Genomic DNA, 21,963 nt, shown 5'->3' with positions numbered 1-21,963 from the left:
GGCTACTCCTTCGGCTGCCCGACTCGTTGCGCACGAGCCGCGGCCATATCCGCCAAGAGCGCCCACAACAGAAGCAGGACACCCGCAACAATCAGGCCGATCGGCAGGCTGATCAGCACTACCCCCGTGACCAGCAGCGCAAAACCGAGCAGGCCGGCCACCCAGGCCGCAATAGCAATTGATTTCAAACACCCACTCCTTGATCGTAGATCGACTCAGAATTGACTCGATCGGCCAGCATGGCTCGACCTATCGCCATGATCAGCGCCACTGCGCCGTCGATTTTGTTGTCGTTGCCCTGCTTGATCGGGCGTACCACGTCATCATTTCCCGGCAGATTCTTGCCGATCACGTTGCTAACGCACCAGGTCATGATCGGGTTGCCGTCGTGATGAAACCGGCCCGACGTAATCGCCGCCTCGAGCTCCTTCATCGGGTCCGACATGTTCGTGTAGTTTTGAACGATCGTGACTGGCGTCAGCCCTTCGTCTTCGAGCTGATGCGAGAGGTTCGTCGCGCCGTGCGGGTCCAGTGGCGTGCATTGCACCGGGCATATTCGGTTCGCATCCTTTGCCTCTTCGAGAATGTCGCGATAGTCAATCTCCGCGCCATCCGTTTCAAGCAGAAAGCCCTGATTGACCCACGCCTGATACCGCTCCGCCATACGGCGGTTCTCGGTATTGCACACCGTGTCTTCGGGAACCCAAAATCTCGGCGCAACGCAGAAGTAATGCCGTCTCCCGTCGATGTCGCGCCAAAAAAGGCGAGCCATGCTGTTCAAGTCGAGCTTGCGCGCCATATCGAGCGCGAGCACGCTGTCTTGCCCCTCGAACTGTTCAAGCGTCAGCGAGCGGTCCTCGCATGCCTTCCAGTCTTCGAGGTTGAAATAGCCCGCCTTCGCCGAGGTCCACACGTTCAAGTGCTTCGTCTTGAACGTGTTTGTGAAGCGTGCCGACTTGATCGCGCGCTGCTGCTGGCTCTCCAGATACTCCTGATAGACCGAGATTCCGATATTCGGATTGGCCTTCGCCAGCACATGCGGATCAGTCCAATCATCCCCTTCGTCGATCGTCCAGATCCAGCCGAAAAGCTCGTCGTCGGGAACCGTCCCCTCGAGCATTTCGATCACCTGCCGGCGCTTGTCGAAACACGGACCTTCGATGTTCGCGCCTGCCGTCGTGATGATGAACATGAGCGGCTGACGACGCGCGCCCATACCGGTCAGCATCGTTTCGTACAGTGCGGCGCTATCGTGCTCGTGATACTCGTCCACGATTGCGCACGAAGGCGAAGCGCCATCGCCGGGGTTGCCGATGATCGGCTCGAATCGACTCCCGTCGGCCGGCTTGTTCATGTTCGAGGCGTTGACCTCGATTCCAGCCGAATCGACCAGCATCGGTGAGCGCTTGACCATCAACTGAGCTGGGCGAAAAACTTCCCACGCCTGCTTTTCCGACGTCGCGCCCGAATAAACCTCCGCGCCAAACTCGTCATCGAGCACGAACATCCCGATACCGACGCCGGCCGCGATCACCGATTTGCCGTTCTTTCTCGGCACCTCCCAGTAGCTCTCGCGAAACCGGCGCTTGCCGGTGCGCTTGTTGACCCATCCGAAGGTCGCCATCAGGCCGAACTTCTGCCAGGGCTCAAGCGTTACCAGTTGCCCCTTGAACGCCCACTCGCCCTTCGTGTGCGGCAGCAGTTCAACGAGCGCGAGCTTTCGCTCAGCGGCTTCCGGATCGAACTTCCACCGGAAATCCCTCTTTCGGCTCGCCGCAAGGTCGTCAAGGTGGCGCTTGCAAGCAAGTTGCACATACCGGCAAGCGATGCGCTTGCCACGAACGACTTCTCGCGCGAACTTGAGCCCCTGCTCTACGCGCGGGAAATTCGTCGCCATGTCTTCCAATCATTTGCCGAGCAGCTTCGCGAAAGGGTTGTCGGGTGTTTTCGGCTTCGCGCCGACCAGGCGCTGCCTGCTCGCCGGGTCGAGCCCCAGCATTGCGCCGAAGCTCGCCATTTGCGCCGCCGCCTCCTTCACAACGGTCGCGGCCGGATTCTTCATCGGACTGCCTTGCGAGCTGTCGACGACAGGGCCGTTGCGAGTCAACTCGTCCTGAGCAGTGCGCCAGTTGCCGTAGGCTGCACAGAAGATTTCGACAATGTGCAGGTCGGTCACTTGCAAGATTTTTTGCCCGCAAAGCAGCGGAACAACGCGCTCCCACATGTCACGCGCCTCACCGGCAATCCACTCCGGTGGCTCGATGTTCGTGACCAAGCCGAAATCAGGCTCGTCCTTATTCAGCGCACGTTTGCCGGGATTTCCCGCAGCGATTTTCCGTGCGGTCGGCTTGGGTTTTCTGCCCCGCCCCGGCACTGACGCGATTCCTCCCACTGGCCAACTCCTGAATTTTTAATTTCGCGGGCGTAAAAATTCGACGAAGCGGGCGGTCCCGGAGGCGACGCCTCCCAGACTTTTTACCCCCCTCTCCCCGCCCGGCGCGGATGCCCCCGCGTCACCGCAACCGCTCGCGCGCCGTCTTCGTCGCGTGACAGTCACGGCAGATCGCTTGCAGGTTCTCGTCGCGGTCGGTGCCGCCCCGCGCCTTCGAAATGACGTGGTCAACCGCAACGGCTACCGTTACGCGTCCGGCTTGCAAACAGGGCTGACAGAGGCCCCTGTCGCGGCGCAGAATACGCAATCTGATGCGTTCCCAGGCGCTTCCGTATCCGCGCGCATGGCGATTGCCGCGAATGGCGTCGGGCTTCCAGTTAACAGCCTCGTGCGCGTGCTGGTCACAGTGCGTCTTGCCGTCCGCGACGAGCTCCCCACAGCCGCGGTGCTTACAGGGCTTCTTTGGCCGAGCCGGCATATAAAACCTCTTTTCAGATGCAGCAAGCAAATGAAAAAGCCCGCAAGGTTTTTACCTTGCGGGCTCGCAATCATATGGCTAGAGCGGTCACTTGCTTTGCTCGACCTCAGTTATTACGGTAATGTTGTTGAACAGGTTGACGCATAGTACGCCTTCAACGCGAGCCCCTGTTTCATTGTCCGTCGCAGAGTAGCGGCGCCCCATTCGCTTTGCCCCATCGCATGCAAAGGGCACGTATCCGCCAATCTGAACGTCGTGAATTGGATAACCACGGAGTAACCACGCCGCATCTTCTTTGCTGGTACATGCAGCCAGCAACACCAGCACGGTAATGGCGATTGCCAATTTTGGCATAGTGCACTCCAATCAAAAAGCCCGCGCGGGCATCCGGCGGGCTTCGTTTGGACGCACCTCGCGCCCGACGTCGTCAATATAGCGAAACAAGAGAAGGTTTACAAGTACTTTTTGCGTATGAAGCTGCATCAGGCAATACATGTAGGCAGCGTCAGTTCGACTGGCTCAGTTCGCCAGGAACGGGCATTCGCTCTCTGATGGCAAAGGTTCCGTGTCGATCGTTGAGCCTCCTTTTTTTAGCAATATTGACTGACGGCCAACACAGTTTCTGGCACTAGCCGCAGGCCGGAGTAACACTTTGGAACAGCGCTCGGCGGCTCGCTATAAAGATGTCAGTTAACGACGTTTGACGCCAGCCCGCTGAATTGGGCGGATTGATAATTGTGCCAAGATGGTCGGGCCTTATGCAAAGACTATGCTCAACGGAATCCTGTCACGAACCCTCACGCCTGCTGGCGGACAGCTTCTTGCGACCGTCGATATAGACAACGTCAGATGCAATTCGACCTTGTTGGATAGCTTCGTTACGCAAACTCTCCAATTTCTGAAGCTTTTCCCCCAAGCTACCTACGTCGACAAGGACATAGATGGCGTACCGGGTCGCATCTGCGTTCTTATAGATTTCGAGTTGCGTACGGTATCCATGCACTACTTGCGGGTTCGTAGATAGTTTTAACTCGACTAGGACCTTGGCCCGCGCTCCCACGGAGAGCTTAAAGTCAACAGGTCCATTTCCCGCATCGGCCTCGGGTGTCAGATCTAAGTCGTGCGCTTCGCAAAAGCTATGGGCGAAGGTATAGAACAGTCGCTGCAATGATTTTTCGCCACGCGCGTCTGCACCATGCCATAACTCTTTCCATAGGCCATTCTTTTCGACCAGATCCTGAAATTTCGCAACAATGACTTGGACAGTTCTGAACAGGGAAATTGCATCAAGGGGTCGCTGAAGTTGGAGATTGGCTGTTTGCCTAACATAGGTTTCAACGACGCCAGAAACGTCGTTGTGATACCCCTCAATGGCATGTTCGAGTTGCGTGATGCGCCGCAGCACCTCTGCAATGCCTTCTCCACCACCTGAATTGGCTAGATACGCGACCAATTGCCCGGGGGTTGGAGCGCTACCCGCATCGAGCAACATGCTCATACACTGTTCTTGGCCTTCAACGCCAGCTTCGCTTATAAACTCGCCACTAAGGCAAATATTCCACAAACGATGTTTGATATCGATCGAGAAATTTGAAAGCAAATCAACATCAGGCGGAAGCATCAAATACTCTAACGCGTAGTCGCGTCGAAATGGCTCCTTGATTCCAGATAGCATCGCAATAATATCTCGACATATAAAACGGTGGGTCGGCTGATTCGGGTCTCCCAAGATGTTAAAAATATACAGACGAAGTTCGTCGGGTTCGACCTTAAACGAATCCCAAGTCCCGTGCGACAGCTCGCATCGCAAACCGAGTTCACCGTGTGCGACCTCGGCATACGGATAGAGAGGTATGAGTGTCCCGTCCTGAAAGAGGTATAAACGCTCCCCCGCAGCCCTGTATATTGATCTGAAGGCCTTGCCAGCCTTAGCGCGGAGTTTATCGATTAGCAACACGCCCTTCTCAGGGAAAAACATGTTACCCAACCGAAAATCGCGATCCACATTCTCATGCCCAGGATAATCTAGGGTCGGCTCACAGTCACCGGCCGTATGCAAGTGGACTGGAACCGGTTGGAATAAGTATTCCGCTGATAATATGATGCGAATCGCGCTATCAAACGCAGCCTTGATAGCAAAATCATCGCCCGACCTTTCTCTAAGGGAGCAAAACAAGATATGTCGGAGCGCGACGTCGATGTCGTTTGCGTGATTCTCTTGTGCTGGCGGCATAAATGGAAGCGGCATCAATCACCGGTCGGTTCAATAGTCGAGTTGTCGATCATCACAAGCTCTCGTCTGGCTGCTGGCGGGCTCGGAAATGCCATTCTGACGCAACCCGTGATTTAGGGATACCACGTGCAAATGGCCGTGCGACATACGGAAGGCCGCTGACCAGCGGACTCGCGCACATACTACGTGTCCGCAAGCCACGCCATACTCACAATCGCGCAACGTAGGGCTCAGAGCTGCGTTAGTCATGCCTGTTGCAAGGTCTGCAAAGAGCAATCTCGGCTCTTAATGATATACCGCCGACAGAGCGATCGAGTCTAGCCTCGCGCTTTAGGCCGAATGCGGACAAGTCAACAGACCACGCGCCCTCACGCGCAGATACAGGGCGTCCTTAGCGGTCTGATAGCTCGCATGTGCGTCCGGCTGGTCGAATCCGCGTGGATTGCTCCAGACGTTTGCGCCGCATGCGTCGTTCATTGTTCCGATTCGCTTCGCCTTCATGTGTCGCTGGATTGCTGCGCGCTCCTGCCACGTCAGAGCGTCAACGCACACGTCAACCTGTTCCACCCGCTTCTTCGCCGCCTTCCGATCCGCCTCTTCCGAGCGCTCGTCGGACGTCTGCGTCCGTTCGTCTTCGGAGAAGCCACGGCACGACGGATCGACGCGCCCATAGCCAAGGCTAGGCACATAACCTGCCTGCCAGTCGTACCATTCGCCGAGCAGTTCTTCGATCTGGTTGCTTTCGTCGATCGTCATGTTGTTCCTGTTTTTCGATTTGCTTGAGAGGCGGGGGTTTCGTCGTTACATGACGACCGTGAAGTTGATTCCGTAGTGCGTAAGCCAATCGCCGATCGCATGGCGCATCGTCCGGTTGCGCGGCCACGGAAACGCGATCTGCGTGCCGTGCTCCGTCTCGGTGATCTCCCCCGAAAACGGGCATTCGTCGAACGCGATGAGATCCGCTTCGGTTACGCCGTCACGGTGGCGAATCGCTGAAATCAACAGCCGTTCGGGTACATCGCTGTACAAGATGCATGCGGCGGCGCTCATGCTTCACCCGCGCTTGCGATCTTGTCGTGGTCGATCGTCACCTCCACGGTTGCCGAATGCTCCGACCCACCGCTACCCATCCGACTCGACAGGTAGATCCTCACCTCCACAGCATCCGCAACGCTCGCAACGCCCACGAGTCCACACACCTTTTCGGCAAGAATCCGTTTGATCTCTCGCTCATCCAGCACCGCCCGATGCGTCGTCGTGTTCGAGCGGGCAACGCTAATCTTGATGTCGCTCATACCCGGATACCTCCCAACTCCTGCAAGAGCTGCTGCAGTTGGCGAGCCTTCATTACGGCCGCCTGTGTCTCCGCCCCTTGCTCCGCGATGACGAGTGCCGCCGTCTCGATGTCGGAGGCCAGAGTGTCCGCGTCATCTCGCAACTGGCGCAGGCGGCCTGCAATCCCATCCAGTACGTCGATCGGCGATCCCGTCGTGGCCGGTGCGGCCGATTTCGATTCGGTCTTCTGGTTCGGCACTTCAATTTCTCCATTCAATTCGGTTTTCGCTGCTTCCTCGCGCACCTCGACGCGCTGGAAGCATCCCCGCTCCGGCTCCCTGACCAACCCGGAATCCTTTAGGGCGTTCAAGCAGCCTTGCATCACCCGGTAGTCGATGTGGCTCTTCGTGATCTTCGTCAGGTGCGACATCATTTGGTGGATCGACCATGCGGAACGAATCGGAACTGCCTCGAACACCTTCTTTGCGATCGTCGCCTGACCTTCCAAGCGCTTCCTCTGTGCAGTCGGCGTCATCGCGTCTCCCTCAAGTCCAGTACCAACGCACCGCTCGCCAGGAACTGCCCCAGCTCGCGCGACTTCTGGTTGCGATAAACGTATGCCTTCGTCCTGAACACACCCGGTTCCACCCATCGCCAATCGGCCTTCGGCATACGCGCCCGCCACATTTCGGGAATAAACGCGTCCACCTCGACGGCCGTGATCAGTTGGCGTTTGACAGTCGCGATTCGGGCGATGCGAAACACGGTCGCGTCGATTTCGCGTGTGTGCTCATGAAAAACGATTCCGCCCGAGCCACGGCGTCGAGGCGCGCTATACACGCCGTCCGGGATCTCAACCCACAATCTCACTGGCAATTTGCTTCTCCCATCTTTCGGGCTCGCACTGGCGCCCATTCGTTGTATGCCCCGAAAAACACGTTCGATTTCTGCCAGCGTGGAGCCTTCCCCTGATCGAGCCATGCATGGCACCAGAAACAACCGGGCACCGTCCGCTCATGGCTCGCCTTGATTCCCATCCCCTTGCCCGCCGCGAGGCTGTTGTCGTGACACGGCACGACCGTTTCGTCGCGCGGATCGAGGCGGCAGACAGTCGGCACACGCAGGTAGCACGGCTCGCCTCGGCAGGCGGCCAGATACTTCGCCCCTTCAGCAACGGTCGGTCGCTTTCGGCGACGTCTCATCGCGGCTTTCCGTGGGGCCTCCTCGGGAAGTGGTGAGCTTTTACGAGACCACGATCCGCGCGACATTGGCTTTGCACGCGGCTTGAATCCGGATCGTTTCATGCTGCCGCTCGTCCTGCGTCAACCATTGCGCGAATTGCCTTCCCGGCCCACGCAGTCGATTCGGCCAGTCGCTGTTCCCTCTCGATCTGTGCCGCGATTCGCTCTTGAATTTGCCGCGAACGCTTCGAGAAGCGACCTTCGTTGATCCCCTCGTAGGGCTTGCCGGTGTACTTGAGCGGCAGAGCCGTGTGAAACAGGCCGTGCGGAACGCCATCCACTTCTACCCTGGAGAGATAGCCGTCCGAAATCAGCTTCCGAACGGTCGACCGGAATCCACCACCCGGGGTGACGCCCAGTGTTCGCGCGGCCCGAGCGGCATGGATACCCGGGTTTGCCTTCACGCAATCGATGATCTTTTTCGAGGCCGGCCCAACCTTCCCCACCTTTTCAACAGCCATCACACCTCCTTGATCGTGATCCCGCGCACCGCCAACATGGTTTTCCGCTTCTGGATGTACGTTGGGTTTTTCCGGGTGATCGGCGACTTCACGTCCTCGACCACCTGCTTTCCCGTCTTGCAGTCGATGTAGACGAAATCCGCCACGTATTTCGACGCGCGCTCCCATGTCCCGTCGTCGCGCTGCATGCGCTCGGTCAGTACGAACGGCACCTGAAGCCGCAAATCCCGGATCAGGCTGGCCGCTTGCATTCGAACGAGATCGAAATACCGCGCGCGCTCTTTCTCGCTGTCGAATCGGATGCCTTCGTGCTCGCATTTCCTGTTGCGGTATTTCGGCGGATGCTTCGGCTTCTGCATCGACTGTGGCACCGGAGCGCCGGGATTAAACCCGCTCGCGATGTCGTCGAAATCCGACGGCGGCTGAACGCCCGTATGCTCGGCGATTTGTCGCGCAGCAGAGCTACGGCCGACGGCCCAGCTATCTCGCACGCGAGCCGTTCCCACGGTCGTTGCATCTGCGTCGATTCGCATTGGCCAAGATGTTCGTTTCGTCATGCGCCCACCTGCTGCGCGCCCTGATCACGCGGAATGTCGTTGAAGTAGGCGTACAGCGCCTCGTAGCGTTCTTCGCTTTCGCGGCTGACCGTGCTCAGCATGTCTTCCATCCATTCGCCCGGGCCGGCCGCCTTGAACACCTTTGCCTTGTACTGCTCGAAGACCTGGTTCGGCTTCTCTTCGATGCCAAGCTGCTTACCGAGCTTGCGAATGCCTGGTGCCGTCTTCCACCAGTCCGGAGCGATCGCGGTGTCGGAGCCCGACGACGTTGCAGCCACATCGCCCTCCAGCGGGAACAGGCCCGTCCAGCCGCGCAGCACGGCCTCCTCGATACATGCCTTCGGGTCTTGCCCCAGCGAACGCAGCTTCGTCAGCTTCCGGATCGATACGGTTGCCGCCGGGCGAGTCCACGGCGCGTCCTTGTGCTTCGCCTCGCGGTGTTCGCACCACATGTCCCAGTCCTCGAACACCAGCCAGTCCGGCAGTTCGATCGAACGCAGCTCGGCATGCAACGTAACTCGGGGCGCACGCCGTGCGCCTTGGTGGTTCTCTGACGGTTCCTGTGGTGGTTCATGGTGAATCGGGTGCAACCCATTGCACCCTTTTGCGAAACCCATTGCACCCTTTCCGTCGTCCGTTGCACCCTTTTTGCTGCTCGTTGCACCCTTTCCGATGGGTGCATCCGTTGCACCCTTTGAGCCAGCGGAAATGGGTGCAATCTCTGCACCGTTTATCCAGTCAGGATTGATGCGGTATTCGCAGGCACGACCACGACCACCGCTCGCGTTCGCAACGAGAATGAGCCAGCCGCGCTTGACCATGTTCTTGATCTGGTACTGCACTGCGCGCGCCGACCTGCGCGTCTTTTCGGCCATGGTTTCGATGCTCGGGAAGATGTGCTCCCCGTTGTCGTCGCAGTAGTCGGCCAGCTTCAGGGCGAGCAATAGCTCATGGTCCTCGCCCGGATAGCGGTCCCACACCATCGTTTGGACCTTGATGCTCATGCAGCCTCGTCGATCGACAACTGACGCGGATCGGCCTCTTCCGCGCCCGGCTCACTATCTGCCAGGTTGAGAACCCACCGCAGAGCCTCTGCACGCTCACCAGTGGCGTTCGTCAATTCGGCCGCAATCTGCTTGCGAGTACGCATACGCGGGGCGGCATCGCCCGTCAGCGCCGCCTTCTGCGCGCGCGAGCGCTCGTGCCCGTCCTTGCCGTCAGCTGCAGCGATGACCGCCTTCACCTTCTCGCGCTGCTGCTCCGGCGTAAGCTTCGCGAGCTTCAGCGCGTTCGACACGGTGATCTGATCCGCTTCGAGTGCATCACGCACTGCAGCCGTGCAGTCGAGCAGCTTCAACTGCTGACGAACGGTCGGGATCTCGACGCCGAAGTGAACGGCGACGGTTTCTTCCGTATGGCCGACGTCGAGCATGCGGGCCATCTTCTCCGCGCGGTTGATCGGCGAGTCTTCATGGCGGATCTCATTCGCGCTGACCATCACGGCAGTGAATGACTTTCCACCGTCGTTGATGACCTTCTGCGGAATCGCAGGAATCGTGATCGGCGGTTCGCCAGCGGCAATCAGCTGTCGATTTAGCTCACGGGCATTGATAACGCGCGTCCGGCCATCGATAACCAAGTTCTTGCCGGTTTCCGGATCCTTGTAGAACAGCACCGGCTCGCGCACACCGATCGCGCGGTAGTTCAGTACCGTCTTCGGGTTCGGCTCTTGATGCACGCGACGGTCGTACAGCGGATGCGAAGAGTCGACAACGAGCTCGAGGTCATTCGGGTCCATCGCGAGCGCAGTTACCTTGCTCTTCGCGCCATATGCTTCAACGGAGCTTTTTGCCACGTTTCCTCCAGAAGAGATTCAGGCCGCCAACGCGTCGGGCGGCGGATTGCGATCCGCAAAATCGGGATCGCCAGGTGATCGGGTCGAGCCATCCTCTCGGTGCCAGCAGTACAGCGAACCTCGCCGATGCCAGAACCAGTAACCAGCGCACGTGCAAGCCATCAGGCGCGCATTCCGCTTCTGCATCCACGCATCAACTCGGAAATCGCGCCGGCCACAGACGTTGCATTGCGGCTGCCGTACGTACTCGTCAGGACGCTTCTTCAGCACCCGGCGCGTCTCGCAGTGCCGGCAGCGGCAATGGAAGCGGGCCATTTCAGTGACCGCACGGCACCGAGCCGTCGAGAGATTCGACTGCACCGCACGACAGGCACTTGCGCGGATACGTCGGGTGTTGGTTGGTGTCGCGCACGATGCGCTTCACCTCTTCGGACATGGCCAGATTTCGCTGTCGCGTATCGGCCGATTGGTTGGTCTGTTTCGTTTCCATAATTTGTAAATTTTTAGGATTGCTAAACCCTGACAAAAGAGCTCTCCGTCGAAAACGCTTTTGGCGAGGTCCCCCCTCTAGATTAGCGGCCGCCGCACTCCCCGAACCCCTCGCGCGCGCAGTGGCAGTTGCTGCCGATCACGTTCCCCTTTGCGAGATAGTCCATGTAACCCTTCGTCGTCACGACCAGGCCGAGCGCCGTGAAAACAGTATTCAGGTGCTCGAGCGTGATGCCGGCGCCATTGCTCAACACCTTCGACGGCATCGAAGCGTCCCAGCCGGTCGCCTCGAGGATCGCGGCCTTCGCCTTCGGGTCCGCCATCGCCTCCCTCAACAGACGCTCGACGATCGGCGTGCTGCGCGAGCCTGAAAACGAAATCGGTTGTGCTACTACGTTCATCGCTATTCCCCGTCATTCAAAAATCCGGGAATGCCCCGGAACACCACTATCTCTAGACTGCGTACATCACAACTGAATGCGAACCACCACTATGCGAGAATCGAAGGCTCTGACTTCTTCAACAACCACACAACGGGGTTCGCATGACCACATCAAACGAGCAACTGCTTCACGAACTCGACAGCTTCCGCTACGGCGTACTCGCCGCACTGACGGCGCTCAAGGCGTCGATTCAAGACTCACCCGGCTTCAACCAAACTGCGCTGGAAGACAGCGTTTCCTACTTCTTGGCAGCTCCGCCGTCGTCTGGCGACCAAGAGTCGTTCGAAAGCCCTCTCAGGGCGCTGCTGGCGGATCGCACCGATCTTTTGAAGGCAGTGTTACGTCGGGAGTAAAGACGCGAAAGCCGTCCTTCGAGATGCGCCACATGACCCGGCCGGTTGCCGGGTCGATTCCGGACATTTCTGACGCAACGAATCGAATGGTCCCGACGGGAGTCTGCTGACGGTGTTTCGAATTTCGGAGCGCGAGCCACCGAATCAGACGTGCGTACAGGCGCTTCATGCGGTCTCCTTTTGTTGGGCAAGCTCTGGCCAGATCACATGCCAGTCGTCAGGGCGGAGGTCGCGACGGGTCACGTCACCGCGCGTTGCGCGCTCAACGGCTGTACACAATGCGGGACCAAGACGATGCTTGGCGCTCAGTGCCTTTCGTAGGTAGCCCAGTGAAGTCTGACACTCGAAGCAAAACTGCTCCCGTTGGGCCATGTTCAGTCGATTAAGGTAAGCACGAAGTTTGTTCATGAGCACATTTTACCCACAGGTAAATTTGCGTCAATACCTGCGGGGAATTTACCCAGTGGTAACGATGGGGTTCAATTCAGAGATGGACAAGTACGAACATCGCCGCATGCGGCTTCTCACGGCTCGCGATCGTTATTGCGACGGGTCGATCGCCACGCTCGCCAATAGGATTGGGCGTAGCGCATCCTATGTAGCGCGCATGTTGTACCCTGAAGGAAAGGCAGGGAAAAAGCGTATTGCGGAAGACATGGTCGACGTAATCGAGGCTGCGTTTCCCTTCGCTCGAGGATGGATGGACTCGACCGTGTCATTCACCCTGCTTGAATCCCCTGACGGGACTGCGCGCGACGTCTCGCATCGAACGTTAACCGACCGCGCAGCTACCGCGCGGCCGAGCAAAGTTTCCATAGCAGCCGAATCACTAATCGCGGCCGTCCTTGAAGCCGACAAGCGCGGCCTGTCTGCCGAGGCCTTCAACGCGCTAAAGGAAATGCTTCGATTGCTTGGGAAAGGTGCTCATCCCCAAGACACCGAACCGTTCGACGTTGAAGATCCATCCCAGTGATCGGCGTGAGGTTCCAGTCGTACATGAGCGCTCGGCGGCGACGACTGACTGTCCCGGTCTTCATGCCGCGCGCCACAATTCCAGGTCCCTGAAGCTCAGTCAACCAGTCGTGAGATCCGTCGAGACAACGCTCTAACACACGCACCAATAGCCCAATCCGCTCCTCCACCCCGCACTTCGTTACGATCGCAAGATCCCCTGGCTGACATCGCAGTCCGTTTCCCCTCGTCTCTCGTTCCACCAAGCCCCCGTTGCTAATCGACCGAACTACTGTATGCATGTACAGTAGTTTAGCCGCATAAACAGGATCCTTTCAACATCATTCGGCAGCCTATTTTTCGAGATAGAGAGCACGCCCCTCTGGAGACAACGATCTAAACAGACCGGTATAATCGACCAACCGTGTAGAAGGCGCGCACGGACGGGGAAAGCGATTCCGGCGAGCCGCCAGCCCGGAATCGCGAATCAGAGGCAAAAAATGAAATTAAGAGCAGGAACGTTGGTTCCGAATACTGAAACGCCGGTCGGGGATGGCGTCAACGCAGCCGTGAGAGCTGTCATCAGAGTTGACGGGGTTTCACATCTTGCGATCGTGAAGCGCATTCCCCTGCAAGCCGTTCTCGCGGAATGTTTCTGTGGGTTGCTGTTCCGTATCTGGGGTCTCCCCACACCTGAGCCAATTTTGATTCAAGACAATGGCGACGTGCTGTTTGCCAGTATGGACGCCGGATATCCCAATCTGAAAAAGCGCTTGGGATGGAACGATCAAATCCCAGAGAGTCAACAGCAGGCACTTTTAAAGTTCTGTGCGGACATTGTCTGTGGCTGGACGGATTCAGCACAAGCCATGGCTGCAGACGAAGCCATTGCAAACGCTGACCGCAATCTAGGTAATTTCCTTTGGGACGGAACCGACCACGCCTACATCGATCACGAGCGAACTCTCGGTCTTTACCCTCAAGATGCCAATATCATTGCCGAGTTAGCAAAGTTCGCCGGAAAGGCAGACGAGATTGAGCGCGCAGGCGTTGCAGCCGCCCTTGTGCTCGATGCCTCTGCACCCACTAGAATCACTCCGCCTGAGAACGTTGATTTCTCTACCTTCGTGGCCTACGTTGAGCGACAATTGCAAGGACTAGCAGGTCGCGTGCTCGCGCGTTTTCCGAAACCTACAGACCTCCTATCAGGAATCGACGGATCATGAGCATTGAAGCACTCTTGCCGAACGTTTACTGGCGCCCCGTATTCTGGGAACCAGTAACCGGCACGGGCGAACGGCTGATGGTGGGTGCAGTGGTCGAATGGGAGGGGCGCACCAGTTGGCATCGATTTATCCGCAATGATGTTTTGGACTGCCTCTATGGGAAAGCAGCATCAGGGGCAAAGACGCTCATAGAAACGGGGCTGCAGGCACTTTGCGCAATCAGCTCACAAGGGGCGCTCAAGCAAGACTCCATACCCTCACTGTGTGGGCTTGAGGTTGGTCCGTTGCGACACACTCATGCAAAGAACCTAGCAGACGCGTTGCGTACAGCAGCGCTTCTCTACTCCAGTCTCACGAATCTCGACAAACTCGACGACCTCGAAGAGGTTGACGCGCCGAGCCAAGAGGAAGGAAATCGTCGATTCACCACCGACGTTAGGGAAAAGGTTATCGCGAGCAGACCCGAGTTGGCCCAATATTTTGGGCGGTCCGCAGTGTTGATCGAGGGAGGGGAACAAACACGATTTGGCTATGTGAGCCCTCGCTCGATCCTTCATTTCGGCGTGCTTTCGCCAGTGCGACAACCGTCAGGGCTACGAGATGCAAGAGCTAGGCTATGGGAACTACATCGCGCGCAGCAATACTCCCAAATCCCACTCTCCGGGTTGATCTTCGGCGTTCCAAGCGATGACGACCCCACACTTTCCAATAGACAGATCGACGCATTGCGCAGGAATCTCAAGGAACTTGAGCAAGAGGCCGACACATATCAAATGCGCTTTTTTTCCGTGACAACGGCTCAAGCAGGCGCAGATACAGTGCTTGAATATGCGTAGTCACGCCAAGGAGTAAAGCATTTCTTTAATTGCAGCAGCACACTGCTGCAATTAAAGGTCAAACGTACTCAACCGAGACATCGTCGTATGACCTGGCATCATATTCAAGATACGGCAAGAAACGAGCACAGTCATGACCGATCTTTATGATAAGTTGCCTACCATTGAGTCGCATCCGCAAATCACGAATCAACTGAGACCCCGCCGATTTATTTGCGTAGGTATTCGTCGAATAAAGGCGCAGAGTGAAAGATTCACATTCTTCTGAAATATGAAGATTGCGGACAAAGCGACTTGCATCGTCGCGATTTAGCAAGTATTCGACCGGGCCTGCGGCACTACACGGTAGCGCCTCGCCAGATAATGTTCGCACAATTTCAAGAGTTGTTGCGTTGTAGACGACATCTGCATCTTTCGCTACATAGCGACCAATCAATTGATTGCCCGATGCTGAGATTGCGCCACGCAAAGCTTTTAGACCACCGCCATCACCTTCTGGCAAAGGAGCCGCAAAGCTATCAAACGATACACCGTCGTCCGTAATTGTCAGAAATCGACCCGAAAGTGCCACTCGCACGCGCTGCGCCCCACCTTTTCCCGCCGCGAACAAGTTATCCACTATCTCAGAAACTATCGTCATAACCGCAGGTTGGTGAAGCCCCGTTGTAGCCTTGAAATTTTCGTGCCCGAAAAACAAAGCAAGACGCCTTGAATAATCTCTTGATGTAAGAGCGATATTTAGGTCACCGCCCAAGGTCTCGTTCAACGAATTTTCTGGCGCAAAGGCTTCAGGATAATAACAACTCGCAATTTGCGAATGCTTCTCGAGCAGATCCTCAACGTCATCCCAAAATAGAACCGTGATAGGATGCCGCGCCTGCCAACTTTCGGAAATCACGCGCGCACGATCTTGCACCTGACGATCGCGCTCGCAGGTAGTAACAACGAAGAGTTCTTCAAGGCCACCGGAAAAAAGACAGGATTGCTTATAAGCGCTCAGCAATTCCTGCTCGGACAATTCACTTCCCAGGATTTCAGTTTTTAGTTTGCACTGAACCCCCGTCCAGTGACTGGCCCCGGGCTTGTGTAATGCAATGTCGACCCCGAATTGCGCTTGTCCACGGCGTCCATACAGATAGCTTTGAGCTGCCCCATGCTCTCGCCTGAGGAGGTGATGGCTCATTTCCTCAAGATCTTGCCAATGTTTAGGTGGTTGCCACTGTTTTTTCATTTTCACACTACTCGCAATCAGTATCGCGTATCGGGTGCAGCGCATACTGCCGTACAGGCCTCGCCGCCAATCCCAGTTCGGGTGCAGCCGCGACCGACGCCTGTATCACGTTACAGTCCTTATTTAGAAGTGTCCCGATTATGCCAGATCGCGACTATCACGATGGCGCTCCCTCGTCCACTCTTCGAACTGATCGAACACCCCAAGACACCGCCCCATCGAATTTACCCGCAGGTATTGCAAACCAACTTACCCGCGGGTAATATTGTCTCCAACGCCGCAACTAATGCTGCGCTCCGCTCCTAGCGGTCGATCTTTAAGAGTGCTAGTGCGCCGGGACCGCAGTACGGGGAGCAACCGGCCGGCTCAACGGTGTAGCCGAGAAACGGGGTAGCGCCCGACACCGCTCAACAGCTTTCAGTGAGGGCGCCTCAAGCCGGCGCGGCGGCTCTAAATAGCCCGTATCTCTCGACACCCCGTAGTGGTATCGAGGCGCCCTCCCTGAACGTTGTTGGAATGCCGGAGCTTTGAACGACGCGCGTTCGGCCCGCGGATTGTTCGCATCCTATGACCGAGTGCGCGCCCTTGAATGCTTCGACAGCGTTGATCGGACGACATTGGAGATCAGTGTCGCTCGTTGAGCGTTGTTGTCATTTCGGATTTCTAATCATATTGGAGAGGCACATATGACCACCGTCACCAAGGAACAAATCTATGACGAGCAGATCTCGCCGCTCATGACCCAGATCATCGCCATCTGCAAGGAGCACAAGATCCCGATCGTTGCGTCGTTCTTTACTCCCAGCGACGACGATCCCGAGCTCGCAGTCACGACCGCACTGCTCGGCAACGGCTTCGAGGCTCCGAAGAACTTCAGCAACGCGTTGCGCGAACTTCGCCCTGAGCTTTTCGGCGGAGCACCGTTGATGCTTCGCACTGAGCATAGCGACGGCAGCACAACGCTGACCGCCATCCTCTGATACCGGTTACACCAAGCCAAAACAGCAAAGTGAGATGACCATGAATCGAGATTGGATTCCGCTGTGCGTGATCGCCGGCTTCTACCTGCTTGCCGGCGCCGTCGCTCCCCCGATCGAAGCACTGATAGGAGTGTGGTCGTGAAAGCCCTTCTGATCCTGTGGCTCAAGAGTATTGGCGTGTTGATTGTCTCCATCCTGGTTCTCGCCACCACGCAACAATGGGACGAAACAGCACGCTGTGCGGCAACCTACTGCACTTAGTCAAATCACGTGGCAGCGACGTCTTCATTCCAGGTGGTGAGTCCATATCAAGCTGTCGATCAATTCCATCGAATACTTGATATATCTGGCTTGCAACACAACAACCGCGTGCTCCGGCATCTGAAAGACATTCGGATACGCGCTTAACCCAGGCGCTTTCGCGTCCTCAAGTACGCGAGCAGCATCCGCAATGCGCTCGCATGCAGTTCGAATCGCGATGATTGGCATAACGAATTCTGGTGACGGCAGCTCTAATACAGGAATTTCACGGAGAGCCACACCGACTACTTCAAGGCGATTCGGATCGTACAAGTTCTGAAGGTATTCGAATGTGCTCTCGGAATCTCGAAGATTGGTCAAGAGCTGATCGGCCATCGCGCTTGCCTCGCTCGCAACCTGGCGAAGATACATCGCGCGCTTGCGAATGCTTTCTTTCTGGTCGTTTTCTTGCTGCAGTCTTTGCTTATCGAACTGCCATTTAACCATTACAGCCGAAGCAAAGATAGCAACTATTCCCCCGGTTGCTTGCACCCACGACGCCATGAAATCTGGTTTGTAGGTTTCCGTTCCAGCTGATGTCGCGCCGAACAAAGAAACCATAATCACGATCGCAATTCCACCAAGAATTCCGAACACCGCATTCCATTGCCTCATCGCGTCCTCGTTGTGAAATGAAGCGCGAATCCTAGCATGTCCCCTTCTCCGAGCCGCGCAAATTCCGCTGCCTCGGCCGCGCGGCTTTTTCTTGTGGGCGGCTTGTATAGCGCCCGCTCTTTTCGTTTTTCCCCTGGCAGTAGCACTTTGCGGGCGCCCCCTGTGGCGCCCGCTTCTTTTCTGATTTGAGGATGCGATGAGCGTACCCACCGCAGTTTTCCTGTTCGACAGGACCGGCAACATGGCTAGGCCATGGGCAGATGCCGGATACCGCTGTATCTGCTTCGACGTGCAGCACGCCGGCCGCGTGGTTCGAGACGGGATCATTTTCCAGCACTGGGACGCGTTGCTCGGTGCGCCAACGCTTCCGGCTGACTCGACCGCGGTGTTCGGTTTCGCGTTTCCGCCATGCACCGATCTCGCGGTGAGCGGTGCGCGCTGGTTCAAGGACAAGGGACTGCGCCGGCTCGCCCAAGCGATCGAGATGGTAGCAGTCGCCGACGAGTTCCTGAGCGGCCTCGGCGTGCCGTACGGCATCGAGAACCCCGTGAGCGTGATCTCGACTCATTGGCGCAGGCCGGACTACACGTTTCACCCGTACGAGTTCACCGGCTTCGAGCTGTCCGACAACTATACGAAGAAGACGTGCATTTGGGCGGGCGGCGATTTCGCGATGCCGCCGCCGAACCGCGCGGGAGGTCTCGGCGTGCCCGACAACCGGATCCACGCTGCCCCCCCATCCGACGACCGCGGCGACATCCGCTCGGCTACGCCGATGGGGTTCGCGCGCGCGGTGTTCGCGGCGAACGTGAAGCAACTGACCAGCTGAGGACCACACCATGACCACCGACAACGCGTCGCGCGGCGACAAAACCATCACATTCCGCGGCGAATCGCTGACTCTGTCCGGCGCGCAGCTGCTCGAAGCGCTCGACTTCCTGGCGCCAGATCGCGATCGCGACCAGCTTGAAAGCGAACTAACGTTCCGGCGCGGCGAAGGCCACGCGGGCAATGGCATGTATTGCTGGCTTACGGAGTACCCCGAGGAAGGTGCGCTCTTCGTCGATGGGTCCACCACCGTCCCGACCGAAGCCGCCCCCGCGCCGGAGGACGAGCGGGCGGAAGGTGTGGACGGGCTCGCGCACGAAGTCTGGTCGGCGGCGCAACTCGCGCCCGCCGGGCGAAGGCATCGAGGACGCGGTGCAGCGAATCGGCGCCATCCTCTCCCGCTCGCCCGCTACTTCCCCGTCTGCCGAAGCACAAGCGCGCCCCGCTGATGCCCCAGGCTCTCAAGCTGATTGCGGCGGCGGCAGTACGGACAAATGAAGTAGATGCCGAACGAGTCGACATTCGGCTCACCCGATTCCAGCGGCACTTCCCGATGGCACTTGATGCATACCCAATTCATAGCGGCCCCGAGCGGTCGGAAGGACAGGAAATGAACCATAGGACAAGCCCGGCGGAAAGCAAGGTCGGCGAGACGGCGCACGAGCGGGCGGCACTCCTCGACCGTGCAGAGGCAATCGTGGTTGACGCCATCAAGCGGATGCGTGCGGCGCACGTCCACTGTCAGGACCTACTTCGCGACGCCGAAGCGTTCAAGGAAGACAAGGCCCGCGCCGCATCTGCCACTGAGACGGAAGCGGAAGGGACATGCGCTCAGTGCCGCAAACCATCGACCACGAACCAAACGCGCGCCTCTGACACGGACGCCACCGCACGTACCAGGGAAGCACCGCACTCCGGGCACTGATAGTGTTCTTCGAACGGGCTTCCGTTCCGCGTGACAACCCCGACCAGCTCCAGATGTTGCGGCTCAGTATCGGCAGATTCACCATGCATTGCGATGCAGGCGATGCATGGAGTTTCAGTCATCACGCGTACCGGCTAAGCCACTCGCCCGAAAACTTCTTCGCGTACTCGACGGCCCCGGACTCGGTGTCGAACTCGCCGAGATTCCGGAATGCTGCTTCCCGGCTGTACCCCAACTTCGTTACCTCTACCTGGGCGGCGAATTTGCCGTCCTCCGTCACGCGCGGTTCGCAGTTCATCTCGTACCCACGCATCACAAATTTCTTTTGCATCGCATCAGTAAATCTTTTTGAGACTGAGGGATCGTAGCATGCCCGCATCAACCACCATAAAACCGCTCTACCTCGACTTGCCTGCAGTGGCGATCGCGCTTTCGCTATCGGAAGCGACCGTCCAGAAACTGGTACGCGAGAGAAAATTTCCGAAGCCCCGCCTGCTTTCCGACCGCCGGGTGGCATGGCTGACGCGCGAGGTTGAAGCCTGGGCAGAGGCATGCCCGGAATCGGATCTCGCGCCTCCTCCCAATACCGGCCATAGCAACCGGCGCCGCAAGGTCACTTGCGCAAGCCAACACCTGAACTCTCGGTCAGCATCAGATCACATCTAAGTTGACATCGCCGTCACCTCTTCAAGGGCAGTCATCGACCCGTTGCGGACCTTGACGTCTTGGCAAAGCGGACGTTTACCGTGAAATGAGCGGGGCCGTGACCTGGGTGTAAATCCGGGTGGTCGAGATGCATCATGGGGGCGTCAAAAGCCTCGTGGCCGTCTGGATTTCCAGCCTGTCATCGGCGGGGCCGTCATCAAGAAAACATCGTGCGGAGGGCTCTCCGATCTAATGAACTCGGCTGCCCTTTGGTTATTGCGTTCCGCAGCCTCCAGATCAATAGGAGGATCAGCGCCATCCCAAATGCAATCGACCCTCGCTTCGAATCCAGGGAAATGCCATATGCCGCCTTCGATTCGAGCGACAACCAAGCCGTGTTGGGCCGCCCGCTCACAAACTGCAATTGCCGCGTCGGTAGAAAGCTTCATCACAATGCTTCCATCGAGGGAAAAAAAGTCATCCGACGAATCGTAGACGCGAGAACGATCGATGTTCATTGGGTGGTTTCAATACAATCCGACCGCCAGAAGTTCATTTTAGATCGTCCTTCGCGATTGCGGACGACGCCAATGGCCGCTTTGTGTAACGGTTGTCGACTAGTCCGCTCCTGGCCGGATGCCGCCCGATGCGTTCGACTGTAGCCGACCCGGAGCGGTCCTTGACTTCACTCCGAGCGGACATTCCCACGGTGGCTTCAAATGTAAAGAGCTCGCCCCCCACCGGACGACGTTCGCACACGTTCTGCAAAGCCTTCAAAGAAAAAAGGAACGTTGTCGCCGGTGTCCCCGGATAAGCGGCCACGCACCTTGTCCCAAGTTCCGAGAGCGGTGTGATTTTGTGGATTACCGACAACAAGCACGGGCTGATTTCGCTCTTCGAGCCAGGAATACGTGCCGCCGAACTGCTGGCGACCGACCTCCAGAACGTAACAACCGAATCGCGTCACGATCCCCTCAACCGTCTCAGATGGCAGGTCATTTCGGTACATCGAAGCCTCTGCAAGCATCTCTTCAACAACCTGTAGGCTTGCTTCCGAAAAATCTAGCTTCCCCTCAGCACGGTCGTTGAAATCGGCCAGCGCTTGTGCTGCGAGGCGTTGCACTTCTTGCTGGAGTTCACTCATATTTAATCAAAGTTGGGCGTTCGAAGGGTGCGCTTGGGATTGTCGATAAGATATCCATTCCTCTCCTCGACGTGCCTGCAAATCGTCCATACGCAGTGCTTGATTGTCAACGATGTAGGCTGCCCAGTCGAGTGTCCCTTCCTGGCGGTGGATTCAACCGGTCGATGCAACACACTAGACGCTGCGTATGCAGTGGAGGTGTTGCAAATGAAACAGCGACGCAGGATCTACTACACCGAGACTCAAAAGGCCCTGATGTGGGAGCGGTGGCGCAAGGGTGACACGCTTCATCAGATTGCCCAACTGTTCGATCGCCACCATTCCTCTATTCAGGGGATTCTCGTCAGGACTGGCGGAATACAGCCAGCGCCTCGACACCGTTCAAAGCTGGCCTTGACGCTTGCCGAACGCGAGGAAATCTCGCGCGCAGTCGTCGCCGGCCAGTCGATTCGATCGATAGCGGCGCGGTTAGGACGTGCGCCATCTACTATCAGCCGCGAAGTGC

The 21,963-nt window shown here is 57.6% G+C and carries 34 protein-coding genes; 11 read left to right on the top strand and 23 right to left on the bottom strand.

What is annotated here, in order from left to right; translation table 11 throughout:
* Positions 1–2: 2 nt before the first annotated feature.
* The 17 genes from ACTJLD_RS19900 to ACTJLD_RS19820 form a co-directional block, all read right to left on the bottom strand.
* Positions 3–188 (bottom strand): hypothetical protein, encoded by a 186-nt coding sequence (locus ACTJLD_RS19900; RefSeq protein WP_014899207.1) that lies wholly within the window; start codon positions 186–188, stop codon positions 3–5.
* Positions 185–1,897: a terminase large subunit gene (locus ACTJLD_RS19895; protein ID WP_440659461.1), complete on the bottom strand. Its 1,713-nt coding sequence runs from the start codon at positions 1,895–1,897 to the stop codon at positions 185–187. Before ACTJLD_RS19895 ends, ACTJLD_RS19900 begins: the two co-directional genes overlap by 4 nt.
* Positions 1,898–1,906: 9 nt before the next feature.
* The gene (locus ACTJLD_RS19890) at positions 1,907–2,392 is read right to left on the bottom strand and encodes a phage terminase small subunit P27 family (protein WP_059652952.1); all 486 of its coding nucleotides are present in this window, start codon (positions 2,390–2,392) and stop codon (positions 1,907–1,909) included.
* A gap of 121 nt (positions 2,393–2,513) precedes the next feature.
* On the bottom strand, positions 2,514–2,870 hold the full coding sequence (locus ACTJLD_RS19885; protein ID WP_081081301.1) for an HNH endonuclease: 357 nt from the start codon (positions 2,868–2,870) through the stop codon (positions 2,514–2,516).
* Between the two features lie 87 nt (positions 2,871–2,957).
* A complete protein-coding gene (locus ACTJLD_RS19880) occupies positions 2,958–3,224 on the bottom strand; it encodes a hypothetical protein (protein ID WP_134256719.1) in 267 nt (88 codons plus the stop codon).
* Positions 3,225–3,657: 433 nt separating this feature from the next.
* The gene (locus tag ACTJLD_RS19875) at positions 3,658–5,121 is read right to left on the bottom strand and encodes a hypothetical protein (RefSeq protein WP_440659460.1); all 1,464 of its coding nucleotides are present in this window, start codon (positions 5,119–5,121) and stop codon (positions 3,658–3,660) included.
* 312 nt (positions 5,122–5,433) lie between these two features.
* Complete coding sequence (locus ACTJLD_RS19870; RefSeq protein ID WP_440659459.1) at positions 5,434–5,859, bottom strand: hypothetical protein; 426 nt, start codon at positions 5,857–5,859, stop codon at positions 5,434–5,436.
* Between the two features lie 45 nt (positions 5,860–5,904).
* On the bottom strand, positions 5,905–6,153 hold the full coding sequence (locus tag ACTJLD_RS19865) for a phage portal protein (protein ID WP_440659458.1): 249 nt from the start codon (positions 6,151–6,153) through the stop codon (positions 5,905–5,907).
* Positions 6,150–6,398 (bottom strand): hypothetical protein, encoded by a 249-nt coding sequence (locus ACTJLD_RS19860; RefSeq protein ID WP_334070301.1) that lies wholly within the window; start codon positions 6,396–6,398, stop codon positions 6,150–6,152. Before ACTJLD_RS19860 ends, ACTJLD_RS19865 begins: the two co-directional genes overlap by 4 nt.
* On the bottom strand, positions 6,395–6,913 hold the full coding sequence (locus ACTJLD_RS19855) for a hypothetical protein (protein WP_440659457.1): 519 nt from the start codon (positions 6,911–6,913) through the stop codon (positions 6,395–6,397). Before ACTJLD_RS19855 ends, ACTJLD_RS19860 begins: the two co-directional genes overlap by 4 nt.
* Positions 6,910–7,359, bottom strand: a complete 450-nt coding sequence (locus tag ACTJLD_RS19850; RefSeq protein WP_354007049.1) for a hypothetical protein — start codon at positions 7,357–7,359, stop codon at positions 6,910–6,912. Before ACTJLD_RS19850 ends, ACTJLD_RS19855 begins: the two co-directional genes overlap by 4 nt.
* Positions 7,245–7,682, bottom strand: a complete 438-nt coding sequence (locus ACTJLD_RS19845) for a hypothetical protein (protein WP_440659456.1) — start codon at positions 7,680–7,682, stop codon at positions 7,245–7,247. Before ACTJLD_RS19845 ends, ACTJLD_RS19850 begins: the two co-directional genes overlap by 115 nt.
* On the bottom strand, positions 7,679–8,080 hold the full coding sequence (locus tag ACTJLD_RS19840; protein WP_059668027.1) for a hypothetical protein: 402 nt from the start codon (positions 8,078–8,080) through the stop codon (positions 7,679–7,681). Before ACTJLD_RS19840 ends, ACTJLD_RS19845 begins: the two co-directional genes overlap by 4 nt.
* Entirely contained in the window at positions 8,080–8,613 is a 534-nt protein-coding gene (locus ACTJLD_RS19835) for a DUF1064 domain-containing protein (protein ID WP_230962743.1), read from the bottom strand. The genes ACTJLD_RS19840 and ACTJLD_RS19835 overlap by 1 nt, the downstream gene beginning before the upstream one ends.
* A 20-nt stretch (positions 8,614–8,633) precedes the next feature.
* On the bottom strand, positions 8,634–9,641 hold the full coding sequence (locus tag ACTJLD_RS19830) for a helix-turn-helix domain-containing protein (protein WP_440659455.1): 1,008 nt from the start codon (positions 9,639–9,641) through the stop codon (positions 8,634–8,636).
* Entirely contained in the window at positions 9,638–10,492 is an 855-nt protein-coding gene (locus ACTJLD_RS19825) for a ParB/RepB/Spo0J family partition protein (protein ID WP_060052468.1), read from the bottom strand. Before ACTJLD_RS19825 ends, ACTJLD_RS19830 begins: the two co-directional genes overlap by 4 nt.
* A gap of 572 nt (positions 10,493–11,064) precedes the next feature.
* Positions 11,065–11,382, bottom strand: coding sequence for a hypothetical protein (locus tag ACTJLD_RS19820; protein WP_063807456.1), 318 nt, complete (start codon positions 11,380–11,382; stop codon positions 11,065–11,067).
* Positions 11,383–11,525: 143 nt separating this feature from the next.
* Between ACTJLD_RS19820 and ACTJLD_RS19815 the strand changes: the two genes are divergently transcribed.
* On the top strand, positions 11,526–11,777 hold the full coding sequence (locus ACTJLD_RS19815; RefSeq protein WP_060052466.1) for a hypothetical protein: 252 nt from the start codon (positions 11,526–11,528) through the stop codon (positions 11,775–11,777).
* Between the two features lie 165 nt (positions 11,778–11,942).
* On the opposite strand, the gene ACTJLD_RS19810 is transcribed toward ACTJLD_RS19815, so the two are convergent.
* Positions 11,943–12,149 carry a transcriptional regulator gene (locus ACTJLD_RS19810; RefSeq protein ID WP_440659549.1) on the bottom strand — a complete coding sequence of 69 codons (207 nt, stop codon included), beginning with the start codon at positions 12,147–12,149 and terminating at the stop codon, positions 11,943–11,945.
* Between the two features lie 34 nt (positions 12,150–12,183).
* On the opposite strand from ACTJLD_RS19810, the gene ACTJLD_RS19805 reads away from it, so the two are divergent.
* The 3 genes from ACTJLD_RS19805 to ACTJLD_RS19795 all read left to right on the top strand — a co-directional run bounded on the left by ACTJLD_RS19805 (position 12,184) and on the right by ACTJLD_RS19795 (position 14,790).
* Positions 12,184–12,750: a hypothetical protein gene (locus ACTJLD_RS19805; RefSeq protein ID WP_440659454.1), complete on the top strand. Its 567-nt coding sequence runs from the start codon at positions 12,184–12,186 to the stop codon at positions 12,748–12,750.
* Between the two features lie 478 nt (positions 12,751–13,228).
* The gene (locus ACTJLD_RS19800) at positions 13,229–13,954 is read left to right on the top strand and encodes a hypothetical protein (RefSeq protein WP_440659453.1); all 726 of its coding nucleotides are present in this window, start codon (positions 13,229–13,231) and stop codon (positions 13,952–13,954) included.
* Entirely contained in the window at positions 13,951–14,790 is an 840-nt protein-coding gene (locus ACTJLD_RS19795; protein ID WP_440659452.1) for a hypothetical protein, read from the top strand. The genes ACTJLD_RS19800 and ACTJLD_RS19795 overlap by 4 nt, the downstream gene beginning before the upstream one ends.
* A gap of 58 nt (positions 14,791–14,848) precedes the next feature.
* Here the strand turns inward: ACTJLD_RS19795 and ACTJLD_RS19790 are convergent, their stop codons facing one another.
* A complete protein-coding gene (locus ACTJLD_RS19790) occupies positions 14,849–16,021 on the bottom strand; it encodes a hypothetical protein (protein ID WP_440659451.1) in 1,173 nt (390 codons plus the stop codon).
* Positions 16,022–16,707: 686 nt separating this feature from the next.
* Here ACTJLD_RS19790 and ACTJLD_RS19785 point away from each other — a divergent pair.
* Together ACTJLD_RS19785 and ACTJLD_RS19780 are read left to right on the top strand one after the other, a co-directional pair.
* Positions 16,708–17,001 carry a hypothetical protein gene (locus tag ACTJLD_RS19785; protein WP_134256703.1) on the top strand — a complete coding sequence of 98 codons (294 nt, stop codon included), beginning with the start codon at positions 16,708–16,710 and terminating at the stop codon, positions 16,999–17,001.
* Between the two features lie 138 nt (positions 17,002–17,139).
* On the top strand, positions 17,140–17,262 hold the full coding sequence (locus ACTJLD_RS19780) for a hypothetical protein (protein ID WP_276322721.1): 123 nt from the start codon (positions 17,140–17,142) through the stop codon (positions 17,260–17,262).
* 24 nt (positions 17,263–17,286) lie between these two features.
* On the opposite strand, the gene ACTJLD_RS19775 is transcribed toward ACTJLD_RS19780, so the two are convergent.
* Positions 17,287–17,916: a hypothetical protein gene (locus ACTJLD_RS19775; protein WP_440659450.1), complete on the bottom strand. Its 630-nt coding sequence runs from the start codon at positions 17,914–17,916 to the stop codon at positions 17,287–17,289.
* A 241-nt stretch (positions 17,917–18,157) separates the two neighbouring features.
* Here ACTJLD_RS19775 and ACTJLD_RS19770 point away from each other — a divergent pair, with 241 nt between their 5' ends.
* From ACTJLD_RS19770 to ACTJLD_RS19760, 3 genes are read left to right on the top strand one after another with little or no spacing between them, the layout of a single operon-like run.
* On the top strand, positions 18,158–18,745 hold the full coding sequence (locus tag ACTJLD_RS19770; RefSeq protein ID WP_440659449.1) for a hypothetical protein: 588 nt from the start codon (positions 18,158–18,160) through the stop codon (positions 18,743–18,745).
* 10 nt (positions 18,746–18,755) lie between these two features.
* On the top strand, positions 18,756–19,193 hold the full coding sequence (locus tag ACTJLD_RS19765) for a hypothetical protein (RefSeq protein ID WP_440659448.1): 438 nt from the start codon (positions 18,756–18,758) through the stop codon (positions 19,191–19,193).
* Entirely contained in the window at positions 19,193–19,669 is a 477-nt protein-coding gene (locus ACTJLD_RS19760; protein ID WP_440659447.1) for a hypothetical protein, read from the top strand. The genes ACTJLD_RS19765 and ACTJLD_RS19760 overlap by 1 nt, the downstream gene beginning before the upstream one ends.
* A 121-nt stretch (positions 19,670–19,790) precedes the next feature.
* On the opposite strand, the gene ACTJLD_RS19755 is transcribed toward ACTJLD_RS19760, so the two are convergent.
* Positions 19,791–20,000: a hypothetical protein gene (locus ACTJLD_RS19755; protein WP_059707321.1), complete on the bottom strand. Its 210-nt coding sequence runs from the start codon at positions 19,998–20,000 to the stop codon at positions 19,791–19,793.
* A 38-nt stretch (positions 20,001–20,038) separates the two neighbouring features.
* Between ACTJLD_RS19755 and ACTJLD_RS19750 the strand changes: the two genes are divergently transcribed.
* Positions 20,039–20,335: a helix-turn-helix transcriptional regulator gene (locus tag ACTJLD_RS19750; RefSeq protein ID WP_226212314.1), complete on the top strand. Its 297-nt coding sequence runs from the start codon at positions 20,039–20,041 to the stop codon at positions 20,333–20,335.
* Positions 20,336–20,478: 143 nt separating this feature from the next.
* Here ACTJLD_RS19750 and ACTJLD_RS19745 read toward each other — a convergent pair whose 3' ends face one another.
* Complete coding sequence (locus tag ACTJLD_RS19745; protein WP_096506446.1) at positions 20,479–20,832, bottom strand: colicin immunity protein; 354 nt, start codon at positions 20,830–20,832, stop codon at positions 20,479–20,481.
* 197 nt (positions 20,833–21,029) lie between these two features.
* Positions 21,030–21,458 (bottom strand): hypothetical protein, encoded by a 429-nt coding sequence (locus ACTJLD_RS19740; protein WP_175898880.1) that lies wholly within the window; start codon positions 21,456–21,458, stop codon positions 21,030–21,032.
* A gap of 207 nt (positions 21,459–21,665) precedes the next feature.
* Between ACTJLD_RS19740 and ACTJLD_RS19735 the strand changes: the two genes are divergently transcribed.
* The coding region (locus tag ACTJLD_RS19735; RefSeq protein ID WP_440659446.1) for a helix-turn-helix domain-containing protein at positions 21,666–21,963 on the top strand (298 nt) is incomplete at its 3' end.

This window comes from Burkholderia sp. 22088 (assembly GCF_052045915.1).
GTDB classification, from domain to species: domain Bacteria; phylum Pseudomonadota; class Gammaproteobacteria; order Burkholderiales; family Burkholderiaceae; genus Burkholderia; species Burkholderia cepacia.
The sequence above is the reverse complement of the archived record's forward strand: the minus strand, read 5'-3'. Positions and strand labels throughout refer to the sequence as shown.

Excerpts from the sequence above, each read along its gene's own strand:
- ACTJLD_RS19755 (WP_059707321.1), bottom strand. The coding sequence starts at position 20,000 with ATGCAAAAGAAATTTGTGATGCGTGGGTACGAGATGAACTGCGAACCG.
- ACTJLD_RS19840 (WP_059668027.1), bottom strand. The coding sequence starts at position 8,080 with ATGGCTGTTGAAAAGGTGGGGAAGGTTGGGCCGGCCTCGAAAAAGATC.
- ACTJLD_RS19740 (WP_175898880.1), bottom strand. The coding sequence starts at position 21,458 with ATGAGTGAACTCCAGCAAGAAGTGCAACGCCTCGCAGCACAAGCGCTG.
- ACTJLD_RS19860 (WP_334070301.1), bottom strand. The coding sequence starts at position 6,398 with ATGAGCGACATCAAGATTAGCGTTGCCCGCTCGAACACGACGACGCAT.
- ACTJLD_RS19885 (WP_081081301.1), bottom strand. The coding sequence starts at position 2,870 with ATGCCGGCTCGGCCAAAGAAGCCCTGTAAGCACCGCGGCTGTGGGGAG.
- ACTJLD_RS19810 (WP_440659549.1), bottom strand. The coding sequence starts at position 12,149 with ATGGCCCAACGGGAGCAGTTTTGCTTCGAGTGTCAGACTTCACTGGGC.
- ACTJLD_RS19795 (WP_440659452.1), top strand. The coding sequence starts at position 13,951 with ATGAGCATTGAAGCACTCTTGCCGAACGTTTACTGGCGCCCCGTATTC.
- ACTJLD_RS19835 (WP_230962743.1), bottom strand. The coding sequence starts at position 8,613 with ATGCGAATCGACGCAGATGCAACGACCGTGGGAACGGCTCGCGTGCGA.
- ACTJLD_RS19820 (WP_063807456.1), bottom strand. The coding sequence starts at position 11,382 with ATGAACGTAGTAGCACAACCGATTTCGTTTTCAGGCTCGCGCAGCACG.
- ACTJLD_RS19765 (WP_440659448.1), top strand. The coding sequence starts at position 18,756 with ATGACCACCGACAACGCGTCGCGCGGCGACAAAACCATCACATTCCGC.
- ACTJLD_RS19815 (WP_060052466.1), top strand. The coding sequence starts at position 11,526 with ATGACCACATCAAACGAGCAACTGCTTCACGAACTCGACAGCTTCCGC.
- ACTJLD_RS19800 (WP_440659453.1), top strand. The coding sequence starts at position 13,229 with ATGAAATTAAGAGCAGGAACGTTGGTTCCGAATACTGAAACGCCGGTC.
- ACTJLD_RS19790 (WP_440659451.1), bottom strand. The coding sequence starts at position 16,021 with ATGAAAAAACAGTGGCAACCACCTAAACATTGGCAAGATCTTGAGGAA.
- ACTJLD_RS19850 (WP_354007049.1), bottom strand. The coding sequence starts at position 7,359 with ATGGCTCGATCAGGGGAAGGCTCCACGCTGGCAGAAATCGAACGTGTT.
- ACTJLD_RS19750 (WP_226212314.1), top strand. The coding sequence starts at position 20,039 with ATGCCCGCATCAACCACCATAAAACCGCTCTACCTCGACTTGCCTGCA.
- ACTJLD_RS19770 (WP_440659449.1), top strand. The coding sequence starts at position 18,158 with ATGGCTAGGCCATGGGCAGATGCCGGATACCGCTGTATCTGCTTCGAC.
- ACTJLD_RS19830 (WP_440659455.1), bottom strand. The coding sequence starts at position 9,641 with ATGAGCATCAAGGTCCAAACGATGGTGTGGGACCGCTATCCGGGCGAG.
- ACTJLD_RS19865 (WP_440659458.1), bottom strand. The coding sequence starts at position 6,153 with ATGAGCGCCGCCGCATGCATCTTGTACAGCGATGTACCCGAACGGCTG.
- ACTJLD_RS19785 (WP_134256703.1), top strand. The coding sequence starts at position 16,708 with ATGACCACCGTCACCAAGGAACAAATCTATGACGAGCAGATCTCGCCG.
- ACTJLD_RS19775 (WP_440659450.1), bottom strand. The coding sequence starts at position 17,916 with ATGAGGCAATGGAATGCGGTGTTCGGAATTCTTGGTGGAATTGCGATC.
- ACTJLD_RS19895 (WP_440659461.1), bottom strand. The coding sequence starts at position 1,897 with ATGGCGACGAATTTCCCGCGCGTAGAGCAGGGGCTCAAGTTCGCGCGA.
- ACTJLD_RS19870 (WP_440659459.1), bottom strand. The coding sequence starts at position 5,859 with ATGACGATCGACGAAAGCAACCAGATCGAAGAACTGCTCGGCGAATGG.
- ACTJLD_RS19880 (WP_134256719.1), bottom strand. The coding sequence starts at position 3,224 with ATGCCAAAATTGGCAATCGCCATTACCGTGCTGGTGTTGCTGGCTGCA.
- ACTJLD_RS19855 (WP_440659457.1), bottom strand. The coding sequence starts at position 6,913 with ATGACGCCGACTGCACAGAGGAAGCGCTTGGAAGGTCAGGCGACGATC.
- ACTJLD_RS19845 (WP_440659456.1), bottom strand. The coding sequence starts at position 7,682 with ATGAAACGATCCGGATTCAAGCCGCGTGCAAAGCCAATGTCGCGCGGA.
- ACTJLD_RS19745 (WP_096506446.1), bottom strand. The coding sequence starts at position 20,832 with ATGAACATCGATCGTTCTCGCGTCTACGATTCGTCGGATGACTTTTTT.
- ACTJLD_RS19760 (WP_440659447.1), top strand. The coding sequence starts at position 19,193 with ATGCCCCAGGCTCTCAAGCTGATTGCGGCGGCGGCAGTACGGACAAAT.
- ACTJLD_RS19805 (WP_440659454.1), top strand. The coding sequence starts at position 12,184 with ATGAGCACATTTTACCCACAGGTAAATTTGCGTCAATACCTGCGGGGA.